This window comes from Bradyrhizobium algeriense (genome assembly GCF_036924595.1).
Lineage (GTDB): Bacteria > Pseudomonadota > Alphaproteobacteria > Rhizobiales > Xanthobacteraceae > Bradyrhizobium > Bradyrhizobium algeriense.
In genome coordinates, this window is sequence record NZ_JAZHRV010000001.1 from 5,665,596 (window position 1) to 5,687,537 (window position 21,942).

Sequence of the window (21,942 nt, forward strand, 5' to 3'; positions counted from 1 at the left end):
CTACCGATCGAGCCCTTGTGAAACGTCGAATCCAGCCACCGCGGTGTCGGGATTGGTACTACCGACGTCCTCAGTACTGGTCATCGCCGACCCGTACGCCGTGGGCGGCAGCGCTTCGTCCACCTTCGGCTTCCGGCCGAATGACAAGTCTTCCACCAATGGTCGCGCCGAAAGGCCTACCCGCTCCACCAGATGCGCCGTGGCGGCGTCGCGATCGGCAGGACTCTTTTCTTGGGAGAGCTTGAAGCGACCTTCCATTTGCTCGATCTCGACGAGAATCCGGCCGATGAGAGGGGCAAGCGTGCGAACACGCGAATCCTCCTTGTCGAGCACCCAGCCATCTTCGTGGCGCTCCGACTCCTGCGCTAGGCGCGCAATGTCGTCCAAGATGCCCAATCCTGGTATCTCAACTTGGCAGCGCCCCTCCACATGCACTGCGACGTAATTCCAGGTCGGCAACTGGCGCGTCACATAGACGCTCGGAGAGATGTACGCGTTGGGCGCCTGAAAGACGACGTAGACCGAAGCTCCGTCGAGGTCGGCAAGCTGGGGGTTGTTGCGGTCCATGTGACCACGCAGCCGCCAGCTTCCGCCAACCCCTTGCTCGACCACGAACGGAATATGGCTTGCGCGGAATTGCCCGTCAGCACGGCTGACAATGAGCCCGAGCGGATATGCCTTAATAACGGGGATCACGCGTTCAGGATCGTCCTCGCGATAGTTCGGATAGTGATACATGGCTGACCCTAAGAGGCTTGCGGGAGCGATGATTGATTTTCTAGCGCGGCTTCGAGCGACGCGGCAATCAAGTCGCTTCGCAGCGACAGAAGGCTGAAGGAGCCGGCGTCACCCATGCCGTGGCTCGTTTCGCACAATCCGTTGAGAAAGACGGGAGGAACCGGAGGATCGGAGCGCTTCGGGTGCAGTCGGTAGTCGCGCGCGACCTGCAGCACACCGGCATGATCGGTCAGCAGGCGGCCAGCAAGGGAGGCTAGGATGGGCGGAAAACGTTCTTGCGCCGCTCCCGGTCCGAGATTGCGGAAGCCGGTCGCAAGGATCACGATGTCGGCATGCAGCTCGCTCTGCTCATGCCGGTGGACCTCCTCAAGACTAAGCCGCAAACCACTTATGACGTCACCAGCCGACACGATCGTGGTATTAGTCAGGATCCGAACTCTCTCTACGCCGTCCAGCTTCTGTTCGTAGATCGTAAGATACAATTTTCGAATGACGTCACTATCCGCCGAGGAATAGTTAGTCCGCTTCAGCTGCTCGTCAATCAGGGCCTTGCTTGCGGGCGACGCTTCGAAATAATAGTCCACATGGCCCGGGAAGTAGACACGATCGCTGAACGGGCTGGTGTCCTTGAGCGCAAAGCCAAAGCTACGCTGAACGCTGACGATGTCCGCTTCTGGGAATCGGGCCGATAGATCGAGGATCAACTCCACCGCACTCTGGCTGCCGCCAACAACGCAAATGGTTCCCGGCACGCCATGATGTCGCCGGTACTTTTCAAGCGCCGGAAGATAGCGTGTGAGATGAAATACGCGCTCGCTTTCCAACCCTTCGAACGCTGGCGGCACGAGCGGCGTTCGCCCCGGCGCGACGACAAGGCTACGCGCCCGATAGACCTCGCCACTTGAGGTCGAGATCACATATTGCGCTTCGCCGCATCTGCTCTCGATCTTGATGTCAGTCACGGTGCGGCCATAGTGAACCCAGCGGTCGAAATGCCGCGCAACCCATGTCACATATTGCGCATACTCCTTGCGCAGCGGGAACTCGACTCCGAGATTGAGATACTCGAACAAGCGACCATGCTTGTGGAGGAAGTTCGTGAACGAGTATCGGCTCAGGGGGTTGCGCGGCGTGACTAGATCCCGCAGCGGGTTGTTTTGAATGTCCGAACCGCTCAACAACATCGCGGGCTGCCAAGCAGGAGCGTCCATCATTTCAAGAAATGCGACCGAGCGACGCGTGCGACGCTCCTCCAGCGCGGCCGAGAGAGCAATATTTGCGGGCCCGAATCCGATGCCGACAATGTCGAATGCAGCTTGTGTCATTGATGCTGACTCAGCTCTTGGTTACCGTGCGACATGGGATGGCCGCCGGAAGGAGAGGATTTACTCGTCTCGGGCGGGCCGGCGACGATTATTCAGTGCAAGCTGGGGCCTGACGACGGGCTTCGTCGGACAGGAGACGAAATTGAGAAAACGAGCGTTTCAGACTGCGACTTCGAGTCGAGTGGAAACGATTTCATCCAATGCAGCGCACCTGACCCTCTCCAAGCCGTCGCTAAGGGCTGGCTCCGGTATCGTCAGCGGGGGCATGATCTTCAAGACTTCGTCCCATGGACCGCATGTTTCGACGATAACACCAGCAGCAAGTGCCCGACGCGCAACGGCTCGGGCAAAGCTACGATCCTGCCATGCGACGCCCTGAAGCATCCCGACGCCGCGAACCGCACCTCCCGTCGCTTGCGCGATCTCTCGCAGCCGCTCGCACATCAGCTTGCCCTTGCTCTCGATCGATTGCTCAAGCGAAGCATCGCGCCATTGGGACAAAGCCTCCGCGCCCGCCACAAACGCTAGATTGTTGCCACGGAACGTTCCGTTGTGTTGTCCTGGCTCCCAGACATCGTGTTCTGGACGCATCAGCACGAGAGCCATCGGGAGGCCCAACCCGCCGATTGATTTAGCAAGGCAGACGATGTCGGGATATAGGTCGGCTCGCTCGAAGCTGAAGAAGGGGCCGGTTCGTCCGCAACCTGTTTGAATTTCGTCGACGATCAAGAGCGCGTTGTGCCGCCGCGCAAGATCCTGCAAACCACGAAGCCACTCGACGCGTGCTTCATTCAGCCCGCCCTCGGCCTGAAGCGTTTCCACGATAAAGGCGGCAGGCGCATCGAAACCGCTGCCGGGATCATTCAGCGCTTGGTCGAGGTAGGCGAGCGTGTCGACGCTCGGGCCGAGATAGCCATCGAAAGGAAATCTGTCCACCCCGACGAAAGGCATGCCGGCGCCGCTCCGCTTGCGTCGCGCGCTAGAAACGGCGAGCGCGCCGAGCGACATGCCGTGAAAGCTATTGGTGAAGCTGACAACATTGGTTCGGGAGGTTACGCGCCGCGCGAGCTTGAGCGCCGCCTCGATGGCGTTCGTTCCGGTCGGACCAGTGAACTGCATGCGATAATCAAGGCCGCGTGGCGCAAGAATCGTCTCCTGAAACTCGCGGATGAAATTCCGCTTCGCGTCAGTGTAGAGATCTAGCGAATGTAGGACTCCATCCGCTTGCATATATTCGATAACGGCCTGTTTCAGTGCGGGATTGTTGTGCCCATAATTGAGAGCGCCTGCACCGGCAAGAAAGTCGATATAAGAGTGGCCGTTTTCGTCTGTTAGCAAATGACCCGACGCAGTCCGAAATACGATAGGAATGTCGCGAGAATAAGAGCGAACTTGCGATTCGTGTTGTTCAAAGATTGTTTGAGACCCCACCGTACACTCCCACGATTGAACCGATTTCATCATCAGAACACAAGCGTCGCGTCTTTACGTTGCGTTATTGTGTCATGCTTCGTTTAGCACGAAAACGGTCGAGTGTCGACGCGGCACTGATTGTCGGTGCCGCCGCCAACGAGGACCACTCATTTCGATGAAACAAGACGCCCGAGGCGCCGTGCGCGATAGCGTTGACCCGAGGCCAATCACGATCAGCATCTTGCACGGCCCGCACGAGCGATGTCAGAAAAGCGCCTGGTCGAAGTTGCTGGCGTGAAATGCACACGAGGCAGTGATGATGTTCTGACTCTTGCGTCACTTGTTTATCCCGATCAATCGGCCGCGACATCTAGCGCAAGAATATCCGAGCGAGGATTGAATCAGGCGCCCGCTGTAAAGCCGGTGATGATGTTGCGATGTTGTGCTCGTGTTCGCGCTCATGAATGCGCTGGCGCAGCGGCGAACTAATTGATGTGTGTCAGAAATGCCGTCTCGTAACGACGGGACAAATGTGGCCTTCACCAAGGCGAGGGAAAAAGGTTGCGATGCTACGCAAATACTAAGGAACTTTCCGCCGCACAACGAAACTGTTGTGCAAGATTTTCCGCTAGGTCGGGATCGGAAAGGAGCATCTCGCTAGTTAATATCTCGCAAACCCTAGCAAAATCGACCGCCGCCAGCTTTCGCGCCAGCAGCCCTGCAAGCTCAGCTATAGGCGTGGGACAAGACAGGGCTCTATCGTAGGTCGGCTGCTCGGTTGTCTTATCAAGGACCGGCTGCGCATCGACGTCATTCGCGGAGGATTTTGCAGCCCTCTTCTGTTGGAGGGTTCTCAGCTCTTGACGCACGGCTGAGGCTGCAATTTTCTCGCCGGCCTCAACGCGCTCGAGCACCTCAAGAACAAATTCTTCAGGAACGCCGCTGGACGAAAGCACATACAGCGCCGAGGGCGGCAAATGCGCAACTGCTGCGCTTTTGCCGGATGCCCAATGAGCCACGCGCATATATGCCTGGGCTGTGCGCGCGGGAAAGCCAATTTCAGCTTCCACCCACCGGAGAAAAACCCCGTGAGATAAGTGCCGCTTCGATTCGGTGAGCGCCTTACCGATCTGAATAATCGAATTTGCGCATTGCCGGCGAATACGATCTGCCTGGCCGCGCAAAAAGTTTTCTACTGAAGGGGATAGATCTTCATAGCTAAAACTGACGTCAGGCGAGATCGCAGTTGTTGCGCCACTACGATGCATGCGCGTCGGCCTCCACACTACAGACCTATGTTTGAGCAGGGCGTCCAACGCACTGTCGATAGTCAGTGAGAAGCATACTTCCATACATAGAAGCTGAAAGCAATGTTCAGTTGATTGAATAGAATAATCAACTTTTGGTATGTTGCAAGCAACGGCGTATTTGTTTGAGGCGAGACCCAAATCCTGTCGACCTTCTTTCATTCCAAGTTTTATTCTAGCAATCGTTATGTTTGTAGAAATATATTGTGCGCGAGTGCCGGACTGAAGGCCTAGACATCTCCTTCACGCCGAGAAATTGTTAGACTAAACTCTGAATGTTCGGGGTCGAATCGGCGACTATGAATTCGTCGCGATCTCCGCATGCGCGTTGCGGACGCACGAGGGCGATGCGTTTCAGGAAAACATCTCGACCTTATTCCGCCCTCAACGGACTCCTGGAGAAAATGGCGCCGCGCCGATGCTTGGCAGCTGACGATGTCGGTCAGAAGCTGCCCTGCTAAGTAAGAGCGACAATCCCCTTCTCAGGTAGTAGGTCGCATCCGCAGGCCGCTCGTGTGCTTGGCAAGAACCGGTCGAGACCCTCGACAGCTTCCTCCAGCTTTCCGTTCGCACCAATGCGCTCCCCTCACCTTGCCCCAGATCAGCAGCTTAGATGGCGACGGCGAAACCCATCAGCTTGTCGGGTTCGTACCAGTGGCCGAAGGACGCGATTCGGTACTGCGTCTGAGCCTGGATCTCCGCGGTCTGAGCCACGATCTCTCCAGCAGCCCGATCGGACGCGATCTTGTTATCGACGTTTCCAGCCTTGAGCTAGGCGTTGTAGGCATCCAGCAGACCGCGAATTACCGGCCCACCGAGGAAGCCGATGATGGCAGTCCACATGGTTTCAGTCCCGTTTGAGTTTGGGACCGGTGTAGGGAGTCGAACCCTCAGAGCTTGGCTTTGGAGACCAGTCCACGCCCGCGCGCTCACCGACGTATGAATGACGTTCCTCAGCCCGATTTCTTCACGCGACGAAGTGACCAGTCGTCGGGACGCGATGGGCTTATGCGTGCGCCTTGCGGCTTTGGGGTCTGTTGGCCGGGCAGCCCCCGTGCGCCCGAGTGGTTTATTTGTCAGCGATGCTGCCGGTTAATTCGTCGCAGATCCTGCAGCGTGAACTTTTTGATCCTCTATCGGACTAACTGAATGGCGTGTGCAGTCATCGATTGGAGGCTCCAATGCCCTATTCCAATGCGTGCCCACTTATTGCCGCCTTAACCGTTAGCTTTATCGCCGTATCGTCCAGCGCAGCAGTTGCGTGCGGCAAGTGGGATATTGGATGCGAGATACGTGAAACGGTTAAGGCGCCCGGCCACAAACTCGGTCAGGCAGGAAAGAACGCTGAACGCACCTGGAATCAGGCCAGGACTGATCTTAGCAATGGATTAAATCGTATCGATCCTCGTATCACTCAGATGGGTCGTGATTTCGACGCACTGCGCCTCAAGTTCCAGAGCGAGGTTTTCACAGGACCTGCACTTGAGCAGTGGATCCGGGAGTCCCGCGACACGGCCCGGAGGAACGCTCAACCCGTTCCACAGGAAGTACGCGATGTCCTGCGCGGATGGTATCCCGACGAGTTGTTCAACGACGTGCGATGGAAAATCGGAGACGGTGGGGCCGTCAATCTAGCAAATGCCAGCTTGAAATACGGGACGGCCGAAGCCATCACGCTTATCGATACCATAGTATTTAAGGGACAATGAGACCGCTTCCAACTTTGCGGTCTGGGCTCACGAGATGAAACATATTCAGCAGTACGCTGAGTGGGGTGTGCACTCGTTTGCCGTCCAGTACATGAGAAGCTGGAACAGCGTCGAAAACCCAGCTTACGAAGTGCAGGCGCGATTTGTGGCGGCATGGAATCAACAGAGCGGGACCGCAGCTACGACTCAACCTCCACCGGCAGCTGCAACTCAACCCCCGCCCGCGGCTGTATTTGGCAATCGTTGCTCGATCCCAGGCGGAGGATGGCAATGGGCTCAGCCGGCTCCGTTAGGAACGCCTTGCTCTACGATAGCGTACATGGGGATTGAGGGTCGGCCCACGCAGGTTTACGGTCAAATCACTCAGTAGCCCACGGCGCTGTTGAGCTGTGCTGTTGATTGGTGCCCGTCACTGGATCCGGCGACGGGCTGTGCTCGCATTCGCGAGCGCGCGGCATGACGCATGGCCTCATTTAACCGGCCACCCTTATGTCGTCAGGTGACTGTCGGGCGGCACCGCGGAAACTGGTCAATGAAGTCGCCACTACTCCTTGCTTCGCCCACCCGTGCAGTTTATCCTTGGTTGTGGGAACAGAAGGAGACACGTTGATGCGTGCCAGTTCTTTGATCCTCGCCTTGGTTATGCAGACGGTCGTGACGGCGTCTCTTGCGCAGGACGCCAGCAAAGTTGTGGACACCAATAGATCTGTCAGAAGGCCGGTCCTGGAAGAGCACAAGGCCTTCGTGACAGAATTCGAAAACACCTTGAGGAAATATCCAAAGGCCTCCGCGCGCTACAAACTGTCAGACTTCGGTGACAATCCGGTATGGAGCTGCCCATGGGATTGTCAGGGCTGGCCCGATGGTTTCGTTGATTGCAGGCCGGTTTGTGAACAACAACGATAGCTTTTGACGAATCCAGCAAGGAGTGACGAGTGTCAAAGTATCCATCTCTGGAAAATCTCAACCGCGAACAATCGGATGCCCTGGAAAAGGGCTCGTTCTTGATCATTAGCGCACGGAAAGAGGCGGCGGCGATGCTGCGGCGGGCAGGGGTAGAACTGCCTGAAGACGGCTTCGGGTTCAGGAGTCCGTGCTTCGCACACGAAGATGGGCACGGCCGATGCGGATGCCGCGATTACGAGGGCGACGGCGGGACCTGCTTGACGCGGGTCACCGTCGATCCTGGCACCACACCGGTCCCCGTGCGGAGTTGCGGCCATCCAGCATCAAAACACCGTGGCACGTAGCGTTGGATTTTCGCCACATGGCTGATGGGCCGGCTCAAGGGCGACGGGCCCCTCAAACGCATACAAACGAAACCTCGATAGTTAGTGCATCGCGCCATCGCGCTGTGAGCAGCCGCAACATCGTGTACACTTGTCAAGCCGACTCACGAATTTTGGGTTTTGGCGGAAATCGACTCAAGATTCTTTGCTTTTTCGACTCACGATTTTTTGGCAGCCCACGGGAACTCAATGAGTTCGGCGACTCGCTTTTGGTTGGTCCCGACATTCGGCGGGCTACGCGTGGCGCGGCCACGCGGGGCCGAAGGGTGAAGCGTGGTGTCCGGCGTAGCTTGACCAAAGCGAAAGCGAAGACGGACTGGAGCGGCGAGGGGCGGACCGCGCTGCGCTCCCAACTAAAATATTGAAAACAACCCCATGCAAAGTAGCAGGTGGTCGCTGGCACGGATGCCTTACCCCGCGAAAACATTTTGACACGTCCGGCAGATCAGCGGCACTATTGCATCGTCGCGCAATTCGTTAAACGCTCATGGCCCCACCCAGCAGCAGGCTCTTCGGCGCGATTGCAGGCAAAACCTGTACAAACGTGCATGACCTCGATCAAGAACCGCTGATTTTGCTTGGTTTCCCGACAGAGCCCGCTGCCGGACTTGATGCATTGGTTGCGGGCAAGCTATCACGTGCCTCTTGAGCGGCTTCTATCACCGTCTGGCGATCGGCCGGCGCGCTACGAACAAGCGTCAGCCCACCGTGCCGCTGCCGGACCGTCTGCTGGTCCACATGCGGCGCTGGTACGACAAGACCCGACGAAGCGGTGGCTTCGGCTTCTTCGGCAACTAGACGCTGGCGCTGGCATTCGACCGCAACACTCCGCGCGCCTATCCGAAGATCGAGGGTCGCCCCTGCCCCAGCGGAACGTTCCAGAGCGGCGACGCCTGCAAGGCCTTCCGATGATCGGCGGCCTTCGGGTCGAACTGGTGGCAGACCAGGATGCGGATGCGGGCACAGGCATCCCCCAGGACGTCCTTAAATTAGGGTTCATTAAGAATTACGGCGGCGTGGGCTGATCAGCGGGCAAACTGCGTGCTCTCGCCATCCCGGCAGGTGACTTGATCGATCAGGCTACCATCATCGATGGGACACGAGCGAAATTCACTGCAGCGCATTCGGCTTTGGGCCATCGACGAATGAGAGGCTAACCAATCCTCGGCAAATTACTAGGGCGCTTACTCATCAAATCGAACCTGACTAGCGCGGCTTGCTCGATGTCCGCCATCGCCGATAGCGACTGAGTTTTGCATTGCAGCAGAATTTCGCGATGTGCACAGGCACGTATGATTTGGGTGGTTGTCGCCGCCCACGTGAAAAAGCAGATCAGAGCAGATTTAATCAGAGAAAAGTTTTTCTTCTCCATTCCCACTGATCTGTATCCGCTTCCCCGCCCTCCTCTCAAAAACCGCTCGATGCGGTAGGGCATTGGATCGGTGAACGGTGTTTCGCCGATCATCATTTCGGCGAGCAGACGGCCAGTCACGGGACCGAGTGTGAAGCCCAGATGATGGTGACCAAAATCGACCCACAGTCCCTTCAAACCTGCGACAGGTCCAATCACTGGCAGCATGTCCGGCATGCACGGGCGGCGGCCGAGCCAGGGTTCCGCCTTCGCGCGCTCGGCGAGCGGAAACAGGCCCTGTGCGGCGGGCTCAACGCGGTCGAGTTGCACCGGCGTCGGCGCCGAATCGCGAAGGGCGAATTCGGCGCCCGTCATCAAGCGAATGCCCTGGGTCATGGGCGCGAGCGCGTAGCCGATTTCGCTATCGATCACCGGTCGGTTCAGCACCGCGTTGCCGCGCGTCTTGTAGTGCATGTGATAGCCACGCTTGACACCCATCGGCACCGGCCGACCGAGCGCCGCCATTGCGTCGCCCGCCCAGGGGCCGAGCGCGACCACCGCCTCGCGCCCCGCGATCAGACCATTGGCAGCGCACACCTGCCAGCCGTCGCTGTTCGTCGCGGCCTCAAGTGTGCGGGCTTCGCCGCGCAAGAACTTACCACCGCGACGCACGAAAAGTCGGCGTAGGCGCGCCCGACCATGCCCGGATTGGCCACACTCGCCGCCTGAGTCATGAACAGCGCGCCCGCGAGGCCCGTCTGCAAGTGCGGCTCCATCTCGGCGACCTTGGCGCCGTCAACCACATCAAAATTTACACCAAACTGATCACGATCGATCTTCTTTTTTGCGATTGCCACATCAAAGGCTCCTTGGGTGCGATAGAGCCGCAGATAGCCAGTGCGCCGCATCGTGGCCGCGATGTCCGCTTCGCCCATAAGCGCGTCATGCTCGGCGATGCATCGCTCGATCAGCGGCTTGAGGGCCGCTGACATGCGCGCGATGCCCTCAGGCGTCGAAGCCCGCCAGTAGCGGAACAACCAGGGCGCCATCTTCGGTAACGCGCTCCAGTGCAGGTTCGCCTCGGGCAGCATGTTGAGTGCGTATTGCCCGATCTTCCAGGGATCGTGAGGGAAGGCATACGGCACAACGCCATCGCGCTGGATCAGACCCGCGTTGCCGTAGGATGTCTCGCCAGCGGCGACGCCGCGGTCGATCAGCACCACATCGCGCCCGCGCTGCTGCAGGTGCAGCGCCGCCGAAACGCCGACCATCCCGGCACCAAGAACGATCACGTCAGTCTTGATGTCAGGCATGGCTGAGTTTGGGCCTCTCACTGAGGCTGGCCAAGTGCAGACGAATGCAACGCGTTCACGTGACCAATTCCTCCGCTATTGCTTTCCTAACGTTGTGGCGCTCGGTCATGCGTGTCCGTCCGTTCCGACAATTAGAGACCGTCCGAGCACAATGAAGCATTTGGCGTCTTCGTCCTGTCTTTAGCAGGCCACTGCTCGGAAAGAGGCGGCAACGCCGTTTCCTTGCCGCTGATGCGCTCAGCCATAATGGCATACACGGTGATGACATCGATCCGAGGGAAGAAGCCCTTGGGTCGAAGAGTCTCGGGCTTGCCGTATTTTGCCATCAGCGCTTCGCAGAACCGCTGCTTGATGTCCCGGTCTTCGACGACTCGTATCCGGCCGAAGAGGCACACGCTTCGATAGGCCAGACCTGAATCGCATTCAAATCGGCCATAATCAAAGACGCCTTCCTGCTCATCGACCTCGAAACAAACGCGCCGCTCCTTCTCGATGTTTGCGCGCAGATGTCCGCGTGCACTCGTGGTGTGCAGGTACAATTCTCCGTCCATCCAAAGATAGAGCAGCGGGATGCAATAGGGGAAACCGTCTTCGCTCACGCTCGCAAGACGGCCACTGAAGCCGCGTGCCAGCGTTTCCAGCGCATGTTCATCCGACATCATTCTGTCTGCGCGGCGGACTTGCGGTGAACTCATGAGGACGCGCACTCCGCGTCGCCATTCGGGCGAACGTGCATTTTCGAATTCCTATGTTGTGCGAAACAGGATAGGAAAATGGTGGTCCTACGCAAAGGGCCACGCGACACCCATGAAGCATACCACTTGGTCAAACCGACCGCCGGTCGTTTTCGAGAGGATTTTTGTGAAGAGCAGACAGAGCTGGGCAGAGCTTTATGCATTTGAGGTGGACCGCGCCGCAGACACGCCGGTGTTCCGCCAGATTTATCTGCAGCTGCGATCAGCAATCCTTTCAGGAATGCTTCGTCCCGGAGCGAAGCTGCCGTCGACGCGCGAACTCTCTGTTCAGCTCGGTGTTTCGCGGTCTGCGGTCGTCTCGGCTTTCGAAGAGCTTCTCGCTGAAGGATATGCATCCGGCAAGAAGGGGGCCGGGACCTTCATCGCGGCCGATCTTCCTGAACCTTTCGCGGCGACTCACGGCGGTAACAAGCAGCGGACAGCGGTTGCCAAATCGCCAGTGTCGTCGCCTGACCTTGGCGGTTTCGTCGATGTGACGATGCAGAGCGACGAGCGTCCGTTTAATTTGGGACGCACGCTCGTCGATGCCCGCACCGCCGAGTTGTGGCGAAAACTTAGTGCGCGCATGCTGCGGTCTTTTGGGCGGCAGCACCTTGGCTATGGCGATCCGCACGGCATGCCAGAACTGCGCAAATCCGTTTGCGACTATCTCCAGGCCGCGCGTGCCGTACGGTGCGAACCCGAACAGGTCGTGATCACGGCGGGCACACAGCAAGCCGTCGATATCGTGACCCGTGTCATGCAAGGATCGGACAGGCAAGTCTGGATCGAGGATCCCGGATACGCCTTGACCCGCCTAGCGCTTGTCGCAGCGGGCGCGAAGGTTTGCCCCATACCGGTCGATCAGCATGGCGTCAATGTCACCGAAGGCATCCGTCGCGCGCCGAAAGCGCGTGCTGTTTTCATCACGCCGTCGCACCAGTTTCCCAAAGGCGTCGTCCTGTCGATGGCGCGCGGCCTCGAACTTCTTGCCTGGGCGCGCGAGTCGGGCGCGTGGATTGTCGAGGACGACTACGCTAGTGAATTCCGCTATGGTGGCCGGCCGCTCGCTTCGCTCCAGGGCCTCGATGAGGCCGAGCGTGTCATCTACATCGGAACTCTCAACAAGGCGCTTTTTCCAGGACTTCGGCTCGGCTACGCCGTGGTACCCCTTTCACTGGTGCGAGCCTTCATGACCGCGCGCTATCTGATGGACCGCCAGCCGTCGAGCCTTTGCCAAACGGTCGCCGCCGCCTTCATGGAAGAGGGACATTTCGCAGCTCACATCCGAAGAATGCGGGAGATGTACCGCGACCAGCGCGACGCGCTGGCCGCTGCGCTCGGGCGCCGCCTCGGCGACTACTTGACGGTCGATCCACCGGACCAGGGCATGCATCTGGTTGCTTACACGCGGCGCGGGCTATCGGACGTCACGATCGAACGGGCAGCACGGGAACACGGCGTCGTCGTTCGTGCAATGAGCCGCCTGTATGTTGACGCACCGGAGCAATCGGCGCTGATGCTGGGCTTCAGCGGCTATCCGCATCAGATCATTGCGCCGGCGATTGCCCGGCTGGCTCGGGCCTTTGAACGATAGGCATTCATCGCGCCGTTTACGTCGGCATGTTCTCTTCGGGTCAGTCGAGACCGGGGCAAGCCGACGACGGGCCCCGCCATGAGCGCTGTGCCCGAAAGCGGAAGTAACCCAGAAAATGGACCCCGCCACCGTCATAGCCATCACCGGCTGGTAACATCCGATATGGTGTCGCTTATACTCACTATGCATATGGATTCGAACAATGAGCCTGACGACCTACTCGCTATACCTAGCCGCCGTTGCCGTGTTGGTGCTGTCACCCGGCCCAACCATGCTCATGTGCATGACGACTGCTCTGAACGAAGGCAAGTCAAGCGCCCTCGCAGCTGCGATCGGCAGCATCGGCGCTGTCCTCGGCGTCATGACGCTTTCAGCACTGGGCCTCGGTGCATTGCTCGCGGCATCAGAGCTTGCCTTCACCGTGGTCAAGGTGATCGGGGCTATCTATCTCATTTGGCTTGGCATCAGGACGTTCTGCAACAACGCTGAAGCTATCGATATCAAGAGAGCCGCGACGGACACTGGCCGATGCTTGCGCGCACACTATGTCAGAGGCCTCTTGGTAGGGTCTAGCAATCCCAAGGCCATCCTGTTCTTCACCGCGTTCTTCCCGCAGTTCTTAAACCCAATCGAACCGTTCGCACCCCAATATTCGGTCCTCGCCCTCACATTCATCGCATGCGAGTTCAGCGTGCTGGCGATGTGTGCCTTCGGCGTCTCCGCGGTCGCCCCCTTCCTACGGTCCAAATGCCACATGCGTTGGATCAATAAGGTAACAGGAGGGCTATTCGCAACGATGGGTGGCCTCTTGTTGTTCAGCCGCCGTCACGCCTGAACATTGACCGGAAGGATTACCCGCTTCGGGCCCGGCATCTGGAACGAAAGACAGCTTTCTGAAATGAAACATCCGTTCCGGGTCATTCGCGATCTGGTCGCGGCAAAAAAGTCCAGCCATGTCCGCTATGCCGCCGAAGACGGAAGTAGATTCAGAGCATTGGCGGCAACGTATATGCATGGCGGGTTGATCACAAATGACGGAATCAGCTGTTCTCCTTTGTTCTACTGCTTCTCTCAGGGTCCCGGTTGGGTCCCGCATGACCGGGAACGAAGCAGAAGATCGAAAATACTCGAGAGAAAAAACCCTTATAAAGCAAGGGCGTTCTGTGCGGTTGGAACGCTCATAACGGTCTGGTTGCAGGTTCGAGTCCTGCCGGGCCCACCAGCCTTCTACGGCTCGGCAAGCCATCCTGCGATCATCAACGGGAAAGACAGCCGCAAGGCCGACGTGGTTCGCGGTCCCAACCAAAATATCGAAAACAACCCCATGCAAAGTAGCAATGGTCGCTGGCATGGATGCTTGCAATCCCGCGAGAACATTTTGACACGTCGGGCAAATCAGGGGCACTATTCAATGATCGCGCAATTTGAAAAACGCCCATGGGCCTGCCCGACAACGGGCTCTTCGGCGCGATTGCAGGCAAAAATCCTTACCCACAACTGAATTGCCCCGACCTCCTTCAATCGGGGTTGAGCCAAGTCTCTCAAAAAAGCATGAGCGGCTCAGCAACAACTTAACCCTGCCAGGGCAGCGAGTACGTCCGGACGTTGGTGAACCCTTTCATGGCCTCCACAACTCCCTCCTTGTAGCCCTGCCCGGAGTCCTTGATGCCGCCGAACGGCGACATCTCGGTGCGATAGCCCGGCACCTCCCACACGTTCACGGTGCCGACCTCAAGTTCGTTGATGAAGCGCGTAATGTAATCGAGGCGATTTGTGCAAACTCCGGAAGACAGCCCGTAGGCTGTCGAATTGGAAATGCGGATCACCTCTGCGATGTCGTTCGGACAGCGAATCATCGGGATCACTGGTCCAAACGTCTCCTCATGCACGAGTTCGCAATCGTACGGCACGCGGTCGACGACGGTTGGGGCATAGAGGGCGCCCCGGCGATCGTTGCCGTGAAGCAGCTCGGCGCCCTTCGTCACCGCGTCATTGACACGGTTCTCGAACAGAACAGCGGATCGTTCATTGATGACCGTGCCAACATCGGTTTCCGGATCGGCCGGGTCGCCGCATTTCAGCTTCCTGGCCTTTTCGAGCACGCATTTCGAGAATTCATCGGCGATCTTCTCGACGACGAGAATGCGCTTCACCGCTGTGCAGCGCTGGCCCGAATTCTTCGTCGCGCCCTGCACGGCCAGCTCGGCCGCCTTGTCGAGGTCGGCGTCCTCCATGACGATCAGCGGATCGTTGCCGCCGAGTTCGAGCACGATACGCTTGTAGCCTGCGGTGCGGGCGATGTGCTTGCCGACCCGAACGGAGCCCGTGAAAGTAACCAGGTCTGCGTCCGGATCCGTGATCATCGCATCACCCATCGTGGACGGATTACCCGTGACCACGGAGAGCATCTCAGGCGGCAGTCCCGCTTCGTAGAGCACGTCCGCGAGTGCGAGTGCGGTCAGCGGAGTCAGCTCAGTCGGTTTGAGAACGACCCGGTTGTTCGTTGCGATCGCAGGCGCGAGCTTGTGGCTCACCATGTTGAGCGGATGATTGAATGGCGTGATCGCCGAGATGACGCCCAGCAACGGGGTCCGCAGCGTGTGGATACGGCGCGCCTTGCCGTTCGGCGAGATGTCGCAGGCATAGGACTCGCCGTCGTCCTTGACCGCGAGTTGTGCGGCGAACGACCAGACGTCGTAGGCGCGCGTCGACTCGTAGATCGCGTCCTTCCAGCAGAGGCCGGACTCCGCGGATATGATACGCGCGAAGGATGCGCGCCGACCGCGCAGCAGTTCAGCAGCCTTCTGCAGAATTTGCTGACGCTCGAAGCGCGACAGTTTTGGCTTGAACGCTTTCGCCTTGCCAAACGCTTCGCGCACGTGTTCAGGGCGCGCTGCCGGCACGGTGCCGACGAGCGACCCGTCGTAGGGATTGCGGACCTCGATCACATCGTCGGTCGTGACGTGTTTGCCGGCAATGCGCAACGCCTCTCGCTTTGCCGCGTAACTGAAAGGCACGTTCATGGCATCGATCCTCAGGCTACGAGATTCAACGCGACGTCGAAGACGTCGAAATTGCGGAGCGTACGGCCGGCAGGAACCACGATCTTTCGATTCGCGATCATCGGCACGGTCTGCTCCGTGAGACCGCCGTGCGAACGCAGCGGCTCAGTTAGTCCCGACAGATCGTGCTTGGCGGCGGAGGTGCCGAGCACCTTGTGTTTCGACGACAGCACGACGACGTCGCCAATACGGTCGGCCGGAAGCTCGAACCGCTTGCACGCCTCTTCCGCCGGGATCGCAACCTCGACCCCCGCGATAGTCTTGATGTGATCGAGCACGGCTTGCCGCTTGTCGTTATCGACGTAGACAGTCGCGAAGGAGCCGAGCGCACCATGATGCGCGACGTACGGGTCTGTGATCGGCAGAATCACGCGCGTCATCCCGGCACCGAATTTCCCGTCAAGGATCTCCTGCAGGTAGATGACGTCCGGCTCGCCGTTTGCCAGATGTTTGTCGTTCATGCCGTGATCGGCGGTCATCACCAGCACGCAGCCCAGCGCATCGAGCTCTCCGACGTAGCGGTCGAACATCTTGTAGAAGCTGTCGGCGATCGCAGAACCCGGCGCCGCCTTGTGCTGCACGTAGTCCGTGGTCGAAAGATACATCACGTCCGGCCGGAAGGTCTTTAGCAGCTTGACGCCGGCCGCGAAGACGAACTCCGACAGATCGGCCGAATAGACTTCCGGCAATTTCATGCCGACGAATTCGAGCACGTTTTCGATGCCGTTTTCGGCCATGTTGGCCTTGTCGGCCTTCTCCGACGAGAACGCGATGGCGGTCCCCTTTTGGAAGTCGAGGCCCTTCCCCAGCAGCGTGCGCAACTTGTCCTTCGCGGTCACCATGGCGACCTTGCTGCCGGCCTTCTGGAACTCGGCGAGGATCGTGGGTGCGCGCAGGAAGCGGGCGTCGTTCATCATTACTTCCTGCTTTGCCTCGCGGTCATAGAAGAAGTTGCCGGCGATGCCGTGCACGGCCGGCGGTCGGCCGGTGATGATCGACAGGTTGTTCGGGTTTGTGAAACTCGGGATCACCGACAGCGCGAGCGTGTTTGTGCCGGTCTTCAGTATCCGTTCGAGGTTGGGGCAGAGTCCCTTCTCGATAGCGCGCTCGATATAGCCGGGCTCGGAACCGTCGATACAAATGACGACGGTCGGGGTATTGGGGACGCGATAGCTGCGGCCATTCGTCGTCACGGAAGCGGGAGTACGTGTGAGCATGGCTCATCCTTTCCAGTGTTGCGCCACGCGGTGACGCTCTAAGGGGTACCTTTTTCCCGGCAATACCGAGAGGCGGATAAAGTGGCCGGCAATGTTCGGTGCCGGCCGAGTTGCGTCAGCGGATCATCGAGCGGACGCGGGAGGAAAGGAGGTCGGTGACCAACACCATCGCAAGGATGACCAGGATGCAGGTCGCCGTGTCCTGATATTGGAACAGCTTCATCGAGGACACGAGTTCGAAACCGATGCCGCCCGCGCCGACCATGCCGAGCACGGTGGATTGGCGCACGTTGGTCTCGAGACGGTAGAAGATGGTACCGAGCCAGGCCGGCAGCACTTGCGGCAGCACGCCGAAGAAGAAGGTCTTGAACGGGCCGGCGGCCGCCGAGCGGAACGCTTCGAGCGGACCTTCGTCGATGTCTTCCATGGCTTCGGCAAAGAACTTGCCGAGCATACCCGCGCCGTGGATGGCGAGAGCGAGCACGCCGGCGAACGGGCCGAGGCCGATGGCGGCGACGAAGATCAGCGCCAGGATAATCTCGTTGATGCCGCGCATGCAGTTCAGCACTTGGCGGGTGAAGTGATAAATCGCCGGATGCGGTGAAAGGTTGCGAGCCGCAAAAAAGCTGATCGGCAGCGAGATCGCCACGCCGAGCAACGTTCCCCAAATCGCGACCTGCAGGCTTTCCAGCGCGGGCCGCCAGAGCTTCTCAATGAACTCCGGATTCGGCGGCATCATGCGGACCAGAAAGTCCCACATATAAGGGATGCCGTTCCAGAGATTGGCCGCGTTGATCTGCGATCCGACTGCAGCCCAATAGAGGAAGCCCACGATCACCAGACCGAGGACGCCGGTGCCCCACCAGCCGAAGCGGCCCTGAGGCGGACGAAGAACGAGTTGGTAGCTGGACATGGTCGTCTCCTGCTCAGGCGGATGCCGCAAGGGCGATGGGATCGAGCGAATTCGACACAAGGCGTGGGCCGGCATTCGGCCGCAACACGCGGGCGACGCCCGGATCTTCTAATCCCGGATAGATCTGGTGCACGACGTCGACAGTGAGGTGGTCCGGCGTATCGTCGAACACCACTTTGCCGCCCGAGAGACCAACGATGCGCTCGCCAAATTCGACTGCGTAGTCGACCTGATGCAGATTGCAGATGACGGCGATGCCTTCTTCCTTGCAGATCGCCTTGAGATAGGCGAGCACGACACGCGAGGTTTTCGGGTCGAGGCTGGCCACCGGCTCGTCGCACAAGATGACCGCCGGGCGTTGGGCCAGCGCACGGGCAATGCCGATGCGCTGCTGCTCGCCGCCGGAGAGCTGGTCGGCGCGCGCCATTGCCTTGTGTGTCAGCTCGACGCGCTGAAGACATTCCATTGCGATCTCGACGTCCTTCGTCGGGAAGATTTGAAGCGCCGAGAGGATCGACGACATCCCGGCCATGCGACCGACCAGGATGTTCTTGAGTACGGTGAGCCGCTTTACCAGGTTGTGGTGCTGGAAGATCATCGCGACCGGGCGCAAGCGTCCGCCGGCCGCGCGTTTGGAGTCAAAGATCGTGCCGTCGATGACGATCTGGCCGGCGTCCGGCGGCGTGAGGCCGTTGATGCAACGGAGCATGGTGGATTTTCCGGCGCCGCTCGGCCCCAGCACGACGAGGAATTCGCCTGACTTGACTTCGAGGTCGATGCCCTGGAGCACCGGCTTCCCACCGTAAGATTTCTTCAAACCTGCGATCTTGATCATCTGAGCAGTCCTATGCCGGAGGGTTGGTTACGGCGGGTCAGCGCAGCGGGCTCATTTCATCTTTTTCAGATCGAGATTGAGCGCCTTTGCGGTATCCCGAATCACATCGTAGGCCGCATCGTTGGTTTCGACGAAGCGGTTGAGCTTGCCCTGGTCGGCCCAGGTGATGTCCTTGATGTTCAAGAACGCGGTCTTGATCTTTGCCTTCAGTTCCGGTGTCAGATTCTTGCGCCACACCGTCGGCGATTCCGGGATCGGGTCAGAACTCCACACGACGTGGATGTCCTCGCGCTTGACGAGATTCTTCTGCACTGCGGCGTCGAAGATGCGGTCAGCGATGGTGGCCGCGTCGACACGCTTGTTGGCGACCGCCAGTGCGTTGGCATCGTGCGAGCCGGTGAAAAGAACGCGGCCGAAGAACTTCTCCGGGTCGATTCCGAGCTTGAGCAGGCCGGCCTTGGGGAAGAGATGGCCGGAAGTCGAAGACGGATCGACGAACGCGAAGGTCCTGCCCTTCAGATCGTTGATGTCCTTGATGCCACTGTCTTTCCGTGTGATGATCTGGCTGTGATAGAAAGTACGTCCGGACTTTTGTGTCTCGGCGGTAGCAAACGCCTCGATGTTGGCCACGGAGGCGCCGAGCACATAGGAGAACGGGCCGAGATAGGCCACCTCGATATGACCGGCGCGCATCGCCTCGATGACGCCGTTGTAGTCGGCGGCAACGAACCCCTGCACCTTCATGCCGAGATTCTTTTCGAGCGCATCGAGCAGCTGCTGGCTCGACGCCAGCATCGCGCGAGAATCTTCTGATGGAATGAGACCGACGCGGATCACCCCCTCTGCACGCAACACATTCGGCATGGCGACCAAGGCGCCGGCCGCAGCAACGGACCCGACGAGCATTTTCCGACGCGTGATGTTCATGTTTTCCTCCTGTGATTCCGTTGGTCTTTTTGACCATTGCCGGTGGTTTGTGATGGGCGCGTTCGCCTTTAGGTCTGTTTCACTACGCTGCCTTGACCGTCTGCCTTCCAATGAAATTCCTGCCGCGCTCGCCTTCCAGCGCCTTCTCGACCAGGCGTGTCCATTCCGCCGGCGAAACGCCGTAGGTGGCAGGATCAGTCTTGACACCGATCCCCTCGAGGAAAGACCGCAGCTTGCGGACACCTTCGCTGAGGTCCGGGCCAAAGATGCGGCGCAGTGCGGCGTCGCAGTCGGGGCTGTTGCCTATTGCCCACCCCATCACGATCGGCAGCGAGAACGAACAGGCGATGCCGTGGATCAGTCCGATCTTCAGCGTGATGTCGTAGGAGATGTTGTGGGCCAAAGCCGTCTTGGTCTGCGAGAAAGCGAAGCCGGCGAGCAGGCTGCCGCGCGCCTGACGGGTGCGCAGATCGATATCGCCGAGATTGTCGAGCAGGCGCGGCAGCGTTTCGATGATCTCGCGCGCGGCCTCGACCGCGAAGCCGGCCGAGACCGAGTTGGCGTTGACGTTCCAGATGCTCTCGAGCGCATGTGACAGGGAGTCGAGACCGGTCGCCAGGGTCAGCCCTCGCGGCGCCCCAAGGATAAGCTGCGGATCGAGCACGGCGGCTTCGGGATAGAGCAACGGATGCGCCAGCGAATACTTGCTGCCGTTGGCCGAATCCCACACGGTTGCCCAATGGGTGACTTCGCTGCCTGTTCCGGAAGTAGTCGGCACCGCAATGATCGGCACGATCGCCGACATGTCCAGCGGGGCCTTCTCGGTAAGATGGCGGCGGACATTCTCGAAGTCGCCCTTGCTTGCAGCCAGCACCTTGGCGGCATCCATCATCGAGCCGCCACCGAGGGCAACGATGACTTCAGGCGCTTGCGTTGCAGCGCCGAAGACACGGCAGGAATTCACCAGATCGGCGCAGTCCGGGTTGGTCTCGATATTGTCGATGACGGCAACCGGCTCGCCCGCGACCTTTGTAAGGCGCGCCGCCAGATCGTTGAAAATCGATTGATTATAGGTCACGAGGGCATAGCGGCGCTTGCCAATCAGACCTCCGACTTCATCGAATGTCCCTGCGCCGAAGCGAACTTTTACGGGATTCCAGTAGGCCCACCGCATAACATTCCACCCTTGATCGCGCCTGAAGCGCTGCTACTTCCGCGCTTCTCGTGAGCGCTCGTTGTGGTCCGGACCATTGCTGAACGCTGTTACATCGACAAATTGATTTTTTCAGAGAAATAGATAGATTTGTTCTATGCGATATACCCAGATTCGCTCCTTCCATGCTGTGGCGACTGCAGGCGGCTTCAATGCCGCGTCGGATGCAGTTCACATCACGCAGCCGACGCTGACAGCCCAGGTCGGCGCGCTGGAGGAGGAGTACGGCGTCGAGCTCTTCATCAAGAAGGGCCGCCGCCGCGAGTTGACCGACACGGGACGGCAACTACTGGCGATTACGTCGCGCCTGTTTGCCGAGGAAGAAGAAGCGGTCGCATTCCTGGAGCAGTCGCGCGAGCTCAAGACCGGTCGGCTTTCGATTGGCGCGGTCGGCCCCTATCACGTCACCGAGATGCTTGCGGCCTTCAATCGCGCCTATCCGGGGATCGAACTCGCCGTGAAGCTCGGCAACTCGCACGAGGTCCTCGATGATCTTCTTGACTACAAGAGCGACATCGCGGTGCTAGCGCACATTGATGAGGACGATCGTCTTCTCACTCTTCCATATAGACGCCATCCAGTCGGCGTCTTTGTGCGCACCGATCATCCGCTGGCGAAGCAGAAGAGCGTCAAGATCTCCGAACTCGAAGGCGAACCACTAATTATCCGTGAGACCGGCTCTACGACGCGACGCGCGTTCGAGCAAGCGCTCGCTAAGGCAAAGATCAAGCCGCGCATCGTCATGGAGATCGGAAGCCGCGAGGCGATCCGCGAAGCCGTCATTCGCGGGTTGGGCATAAGCTACGTCTCCGAAGCCGAGTTCGTTCCAGACTCTTCTCTGCGCCTCATCCCAATCAGTAATGCGGGAATCTTCACCTATGCGCATGTTGTGATCTTGCGGAAACGCGAAACCAGCCGGATCATCCGCGCGTTTCTCGAAGTCGTGCGTAAGACAAAGGTTTCCAATACAAAGTAGCGTCGTTAGAGGTAATTGGGTTG

The 21,942-nt window shown here is 59.1% G+C and carries 19 protein-coding genes, 1 tRNA gene and 1 pseudogene; 9 read left to right on the forward strand and 12 right to left on the reverse strand.

The features are described 5' to 3' along the window. The 4 genes from V1286_RS27290 to V1286_RS27305 all read right to left on the reverse strand — a co-directional run bounded on the left by V1286_RS27290 (window position 1) and on the right by V1286_RS27305 (window position 4,945). Window positions 1-738 (reverse strand): FMN-binding negative transcriptional regulator, encoded by a 738-nt coding sequence (locus V1286_RS27290; RefSeq protein WP_334484851.1) that lies wholly within the window; start codon window positions 736-738, stop codon window positions 1-3. A gap of 8 nt (window positions 739-746) precedes the next feature. After that, window positions 747-2,063: a SidA/IucD/PvdA family monooxygenase gene (locus V1286_RS27295; RefSeq protein WP_334484853.1), complete on the reverse strand. Its 1,317-nt coding sequence runs from the start codon at window positions 2,061-2,063 to the stop codon at window positions 747-749. 159 nt (window positions 2,064-2,222) lie between these two features. Beyond that, the gene (gene ectB / locus V1286_RS27300; RefSeq protein ID WP_334484855.1) at window positions 2,223-3,494 is read right to left on the reverse strand and encodes a diaminobutyrate--2-oxoglutarate transaminase; all 1,272 of its coding nucleotides are present in this window, start codon (window positions 3,492-3,494) and stop codon (window positions 2,223-2,225) included. A 551-nt stretch (window positions 3,495-4,045) separates the two neighbouring features. Beyond that, window positions 4,046-4,945: a DUF3102 domain-containing protein gene (locus tag V1286_RS27305; protein ID WP_334484857.1), complete on the reverse strand. Its 900-nt coding sequence runs from the start codon at window positions 4,943-4,945 to the stop codon at window positions 4,046-4,048. A 1,019-nt stretch (window positions 4,946-5,964) separates the two neighbouring features. Here V1286_RS27305 and V1286_RS27310 point away from each other — a divergent pair. The 4 genes from V1286_RS27310 (at window position 5,965) to V1286_RS27320 (ending at window position 8,579) form a co-directional block, all read left to right on the forward strand. After that, a complete protein-coding gene (locus V1286_RS27310; protein ID WP_334484859.1) occupies window positions 5,965-6,492 on the forward strand; it encodes a hypothetical protein in 528 nt (175 codons plus the stop codon). A 609-nt stretch (window positions 6,493-7,101) separates the two neighbouring features. Beyond that, window positions 7,102-7,398, forward strand: a complete 297-nt coding sequence (locus V1286_RS27315) for a hypothetical protein (protein ID WP_334484861.1) — start codon at window positions 7,102-7,104, stop codon at window positions 7,396-7,398. A gap of 29 nt (window positions 7,399-7,427) precedes the next feature. Next, on the forward strand, window positions 7,428-7,742 hold the full coding sequence (locus V1286_RS39035) for a DUF6422 family protein (RefSeq protein ID WP_417021188.1): 315 nt from the start codon (window positions 7,428-7,430) through the stop codon (window positions 7,740-7,742). A gap of 684 nt (window positions 7,743-8,426) precedes the next feature. After that, window positions 8,427-8,579, forward strand: a complete 153-nt coding sequence (locus tag V1286_RS27320; RefSeq protein WP_334484863.1) for a hypothetical protein — start codon at window positions 8,427-8,429, stop codon at window positions 8,577-8,579. 355 nt (window positions 8,580-8,934) lie between these two features. Here the strand turns inward: V1286_RS27320 and V1286_RS39040 are convergent. Further along, window positions 8,935-10,445, reverse strand: a pseudogene (locus V1286_RS39040) (NAD(P)/FAD-dependent oxidoreductase). Window positions 10,446-10,576: 131 nt separating this feature from the next. Beyond that, on the reverse strand, window positions 10,577-11,140 hold the full coding sequence (locus V1286_RS27335) for a pyridoxamine 5'-phosphate oxidase family protein (protein ID WP_334484869.1): 564 nt from the start codon (window positions 11,138-11,140) through the stop codon (window positions 10,577-10,579). A 112-nt stretch (window positions 11,141-11,252) separates the two neighbouring features. Between V1286_RS27335 and pdxR the strand changes: the two genes are divergently transcribed. The 4 genes from pdxR (at window position 11,253) to V1286_RS27355 (ending at window position 14,277) form a co-directional block, all read left to right on the forward strand. Then, on the forward strand, window positions 11,253-12,776 hold the full coding sequence (gene pdxR, locus V1286_RS27340; RefSeq protein WP_465249080.1) for a MocR-like pyridoxine biosynthesis transcription factor PdxR: 1,524 nt from the start codon (window positions 11,253-11,255) through the stop codon (window positions 12,774-12,776). 202 nt (window positions 12,777-12,978) lie between these two features. Beyond that, window positions 12,979-13,611, forward strand: a complete 633-nt coding sequence (locus V1286_RS27345; protein WP_334484873.1) for a LysE family translocator — start codon at window positions 12,979-12,981, stop codon at window positions 13,609-13,611. Window positions 13,612-13,930: 319 nt separating this feature from the next. Further along, window positions 13,931-13,998: transfer RNA gene (locus V1286_RS27350), tRNA-OTHER, on the forward strand. Then, entirely contained in the window at window positions 13,969-14,277 is a 309-nt protein-coding gene (locus V1286_RS27355; protein ID WP_334484875.1) for a hypothetical protein, read from the forward strand. Before V1286_RS27350 ends, V1286_RS27355 begins: the two co-directional genes overlap by 30 nt. Before the next feature lie 70 nt (window positions 14,278-14,347). On the opposite strand, the gene phnY is transcribed toward V1286_RS27355, so the two are convergent. The 6 genes from phnY to psrA form a co-directional block, all read right to left on the reverse strand. Next, window positions 14,348-15,799, reverse strand: a complete 1,452-nt coding sequence (gene phnY, locus V1286_RS27360) for a phosphonoacetaldehyde dehydrogenase (RefSeq protein ID WP_334484877.1) — start codon at window positions 15,797-15,799, stop codon at window positions 14,348-14,350. Between the two features lie 11 nt (window positions 15,800-15,810). Next, window positions 15,811-17,055, reverse strand: a complete 1,245-nt coding sequence (gene phnA / locus V1286_RS27365; RefSeq protein WP_334484879.1) for a phosphonoacetate hydrolase — start codon at window positions 17,053-17,055, stop codon at window positions 15,811-15,813. Window positions 17,056-17,170: 115 nt separating this feature from the next. Continuing rightward, on the reverse strand, window positions 17,171-17,968 hold the full coding sequence (gene phnE, locus V1286_RS27370) for a phosphonate ABC transporter, permease protein PhnE (RefSeq protein WP_334373389.1): 798 nt from the start codon (window positions 17,966-17,968) through the stop codon (window positions 17,171-17,173). Between the two features lie 13 nt (window positions 17,969-17,981). After that, window positions 17,982-18,803: a phosphonate ABC transporter ATP-binding protein gene (gene phnC / locus V1286_RS27375; protein WP_334484881.1), complete on the reverse strand. Its 822-nt coding sequence runs from the start codon at window positions 18,801-18,803 to the stop codon at window positions 17,982-17,984. 51 nt (window positions 18,804-18,854) lie between these two features. Next, window positions 18,855-19,730 carry a phosphonate ABC transporter substrate-binding protein gene (gene phnD / locus V1286_RS27380; RefSeq protein WP_334484883.1) on the reverse strand — a complete coding sequence of 292 codons (876 nt, stop codon included), beginning with the start codon at window positions 19,728-19,730 and terminating at the stop codon, window positions 18,855-18,857. Between the two features lie 82 nt (window positions 19,731-19,812). Further along, window positions 19,813-20,904, reverse strand: a complete 1,092-nt coding sequence (gene psrA, locus V1286_RS27385) for an iron-containing alcohol dehydrogenase PsrA (RefSeq protein ID WP_334484885.1) — start codon at window positions 20,902-20,904, stop codon at window positions 19,813-19,815. 136 nt (window positions 20,905-21,040) lie between these two features. Here psrA and V1286_RS27390 point away from each other — a divergent pair, with 136 nt between their 5' ends. Beyond that, window positions 21,041-21,919, forward strand: coding sequence for a LysR substrate-binding domain-containing protein (locus V1286_RS27390; RefSeq protein ID WP_334367532.1), 879 nt, complete (start codon window positions 21,041-21,043; stop codon window positions 21,917-21,919). Window positions 21,920-21,942 lie beyond the last annotated feature (23 nt).

Bases quoted from the DNA above. Each gene is read 5' to 3' on its own strand.
- V1286_RS27290 (WP_334484851.1), bottom strand. From the start codon at position 738: ATGTATCACTATCCGAACTATCGCGAGGACGATCCTGAACGCGTGATC.
- phnA (WP_334484879.1), bottom strand. From the start codon at position 17,055: ATGCTCACACGTACTCCCGCTTCCGTGACGACGAATGGCCGCAGCTAT.
- pdxR (WP_465249080.1), top strand. From the start codon at position 11,253: ATGAAGCATACCACTTGGTCAAACCGACCGCCGGTCGTTTTCGAGAGG.
- phnE (WP_334373389.1), bottom strand. From the start codon at position 17,968: ATGTCCAGCTACCAACTCGTTCTTCGTCCGCCTCAGGGCCGCTTCGGC.
- V1286_RS27315 (WP_334484861.1), top strand. From the start codon at position 7,102: ATGCGTGCCAGTTCTTTGATCCTCGCCTTGGTTATGCAGACGGTCGTG.
- phnC (WP_334484881.1), bottom strand. From the start codon at position 18,803: ATGATCAAGATCGCAGGTTTGAAGAAATCTTACGGTGGGAAGCCGGTG.
- V1286_RS27295 (WP_334484853.1), bottom strand. From the start codon at position 2,063: ATGACACAAGCTGCATTCGACATTGTCGGCATCGGATTCGGGCCCGCA.
- psrA (WP_334484885.1), bottom strand. From the start codon at position 20,904: ATGCGGTGGGCCTACTGGAATCCCGTAAAAGTTCGCTTCGGCGCAGGG.
- V1286_RS27310 (WP_334484859.1), top strand. From the start codon at position 5,965: ATGCCCTATTCCAATGCGTGCCCACTTATTGCCGCCTTAACCGTTAGC.
- V1286_RS27390 (WP_334367532.1), top strand. From the start codon at position 21,041: ATGCGATATACCCAGATTCGCTCCTTCCATGCTGTGGCGACTGCAGGC.
- V1286_RS27345 (WP_334484873.1), top strand. From the start codon at position 12,979: ATGAGCCTGACGACCTACTCGCTATACCTAGCCGCCGTTGCCGTGTTG.
- phnY (WP_334484877.1), bottom strand. From the start codon at position 15,799: ATGAACGTGCCTTTCAGTTACGCGGCAAAGCGAGAGGCGTTGCGCATT.
- V1286_RS27335 (WP_334484869.1), bottom strand. From the start codon at position 11,140: ATGAGTTCACCGCAAGTCCGCCGCGCAGACAGAATGATGTCGGATGAA.
- V1286_RS27305 (WP_334484857.1), bottom strand. From the start codon at position 4,945: ATGAAAGAAGGTCGACAGGATTTGGGTCTCGCCTCAAACAAATACGCC.
- phnD (WP_334484883.1), bottom strand. From the start codon at position 19,730: ATGAACATCACGCGTCGGAAAATGCTCGTCGGGTCCGTTGCTGCGGCC.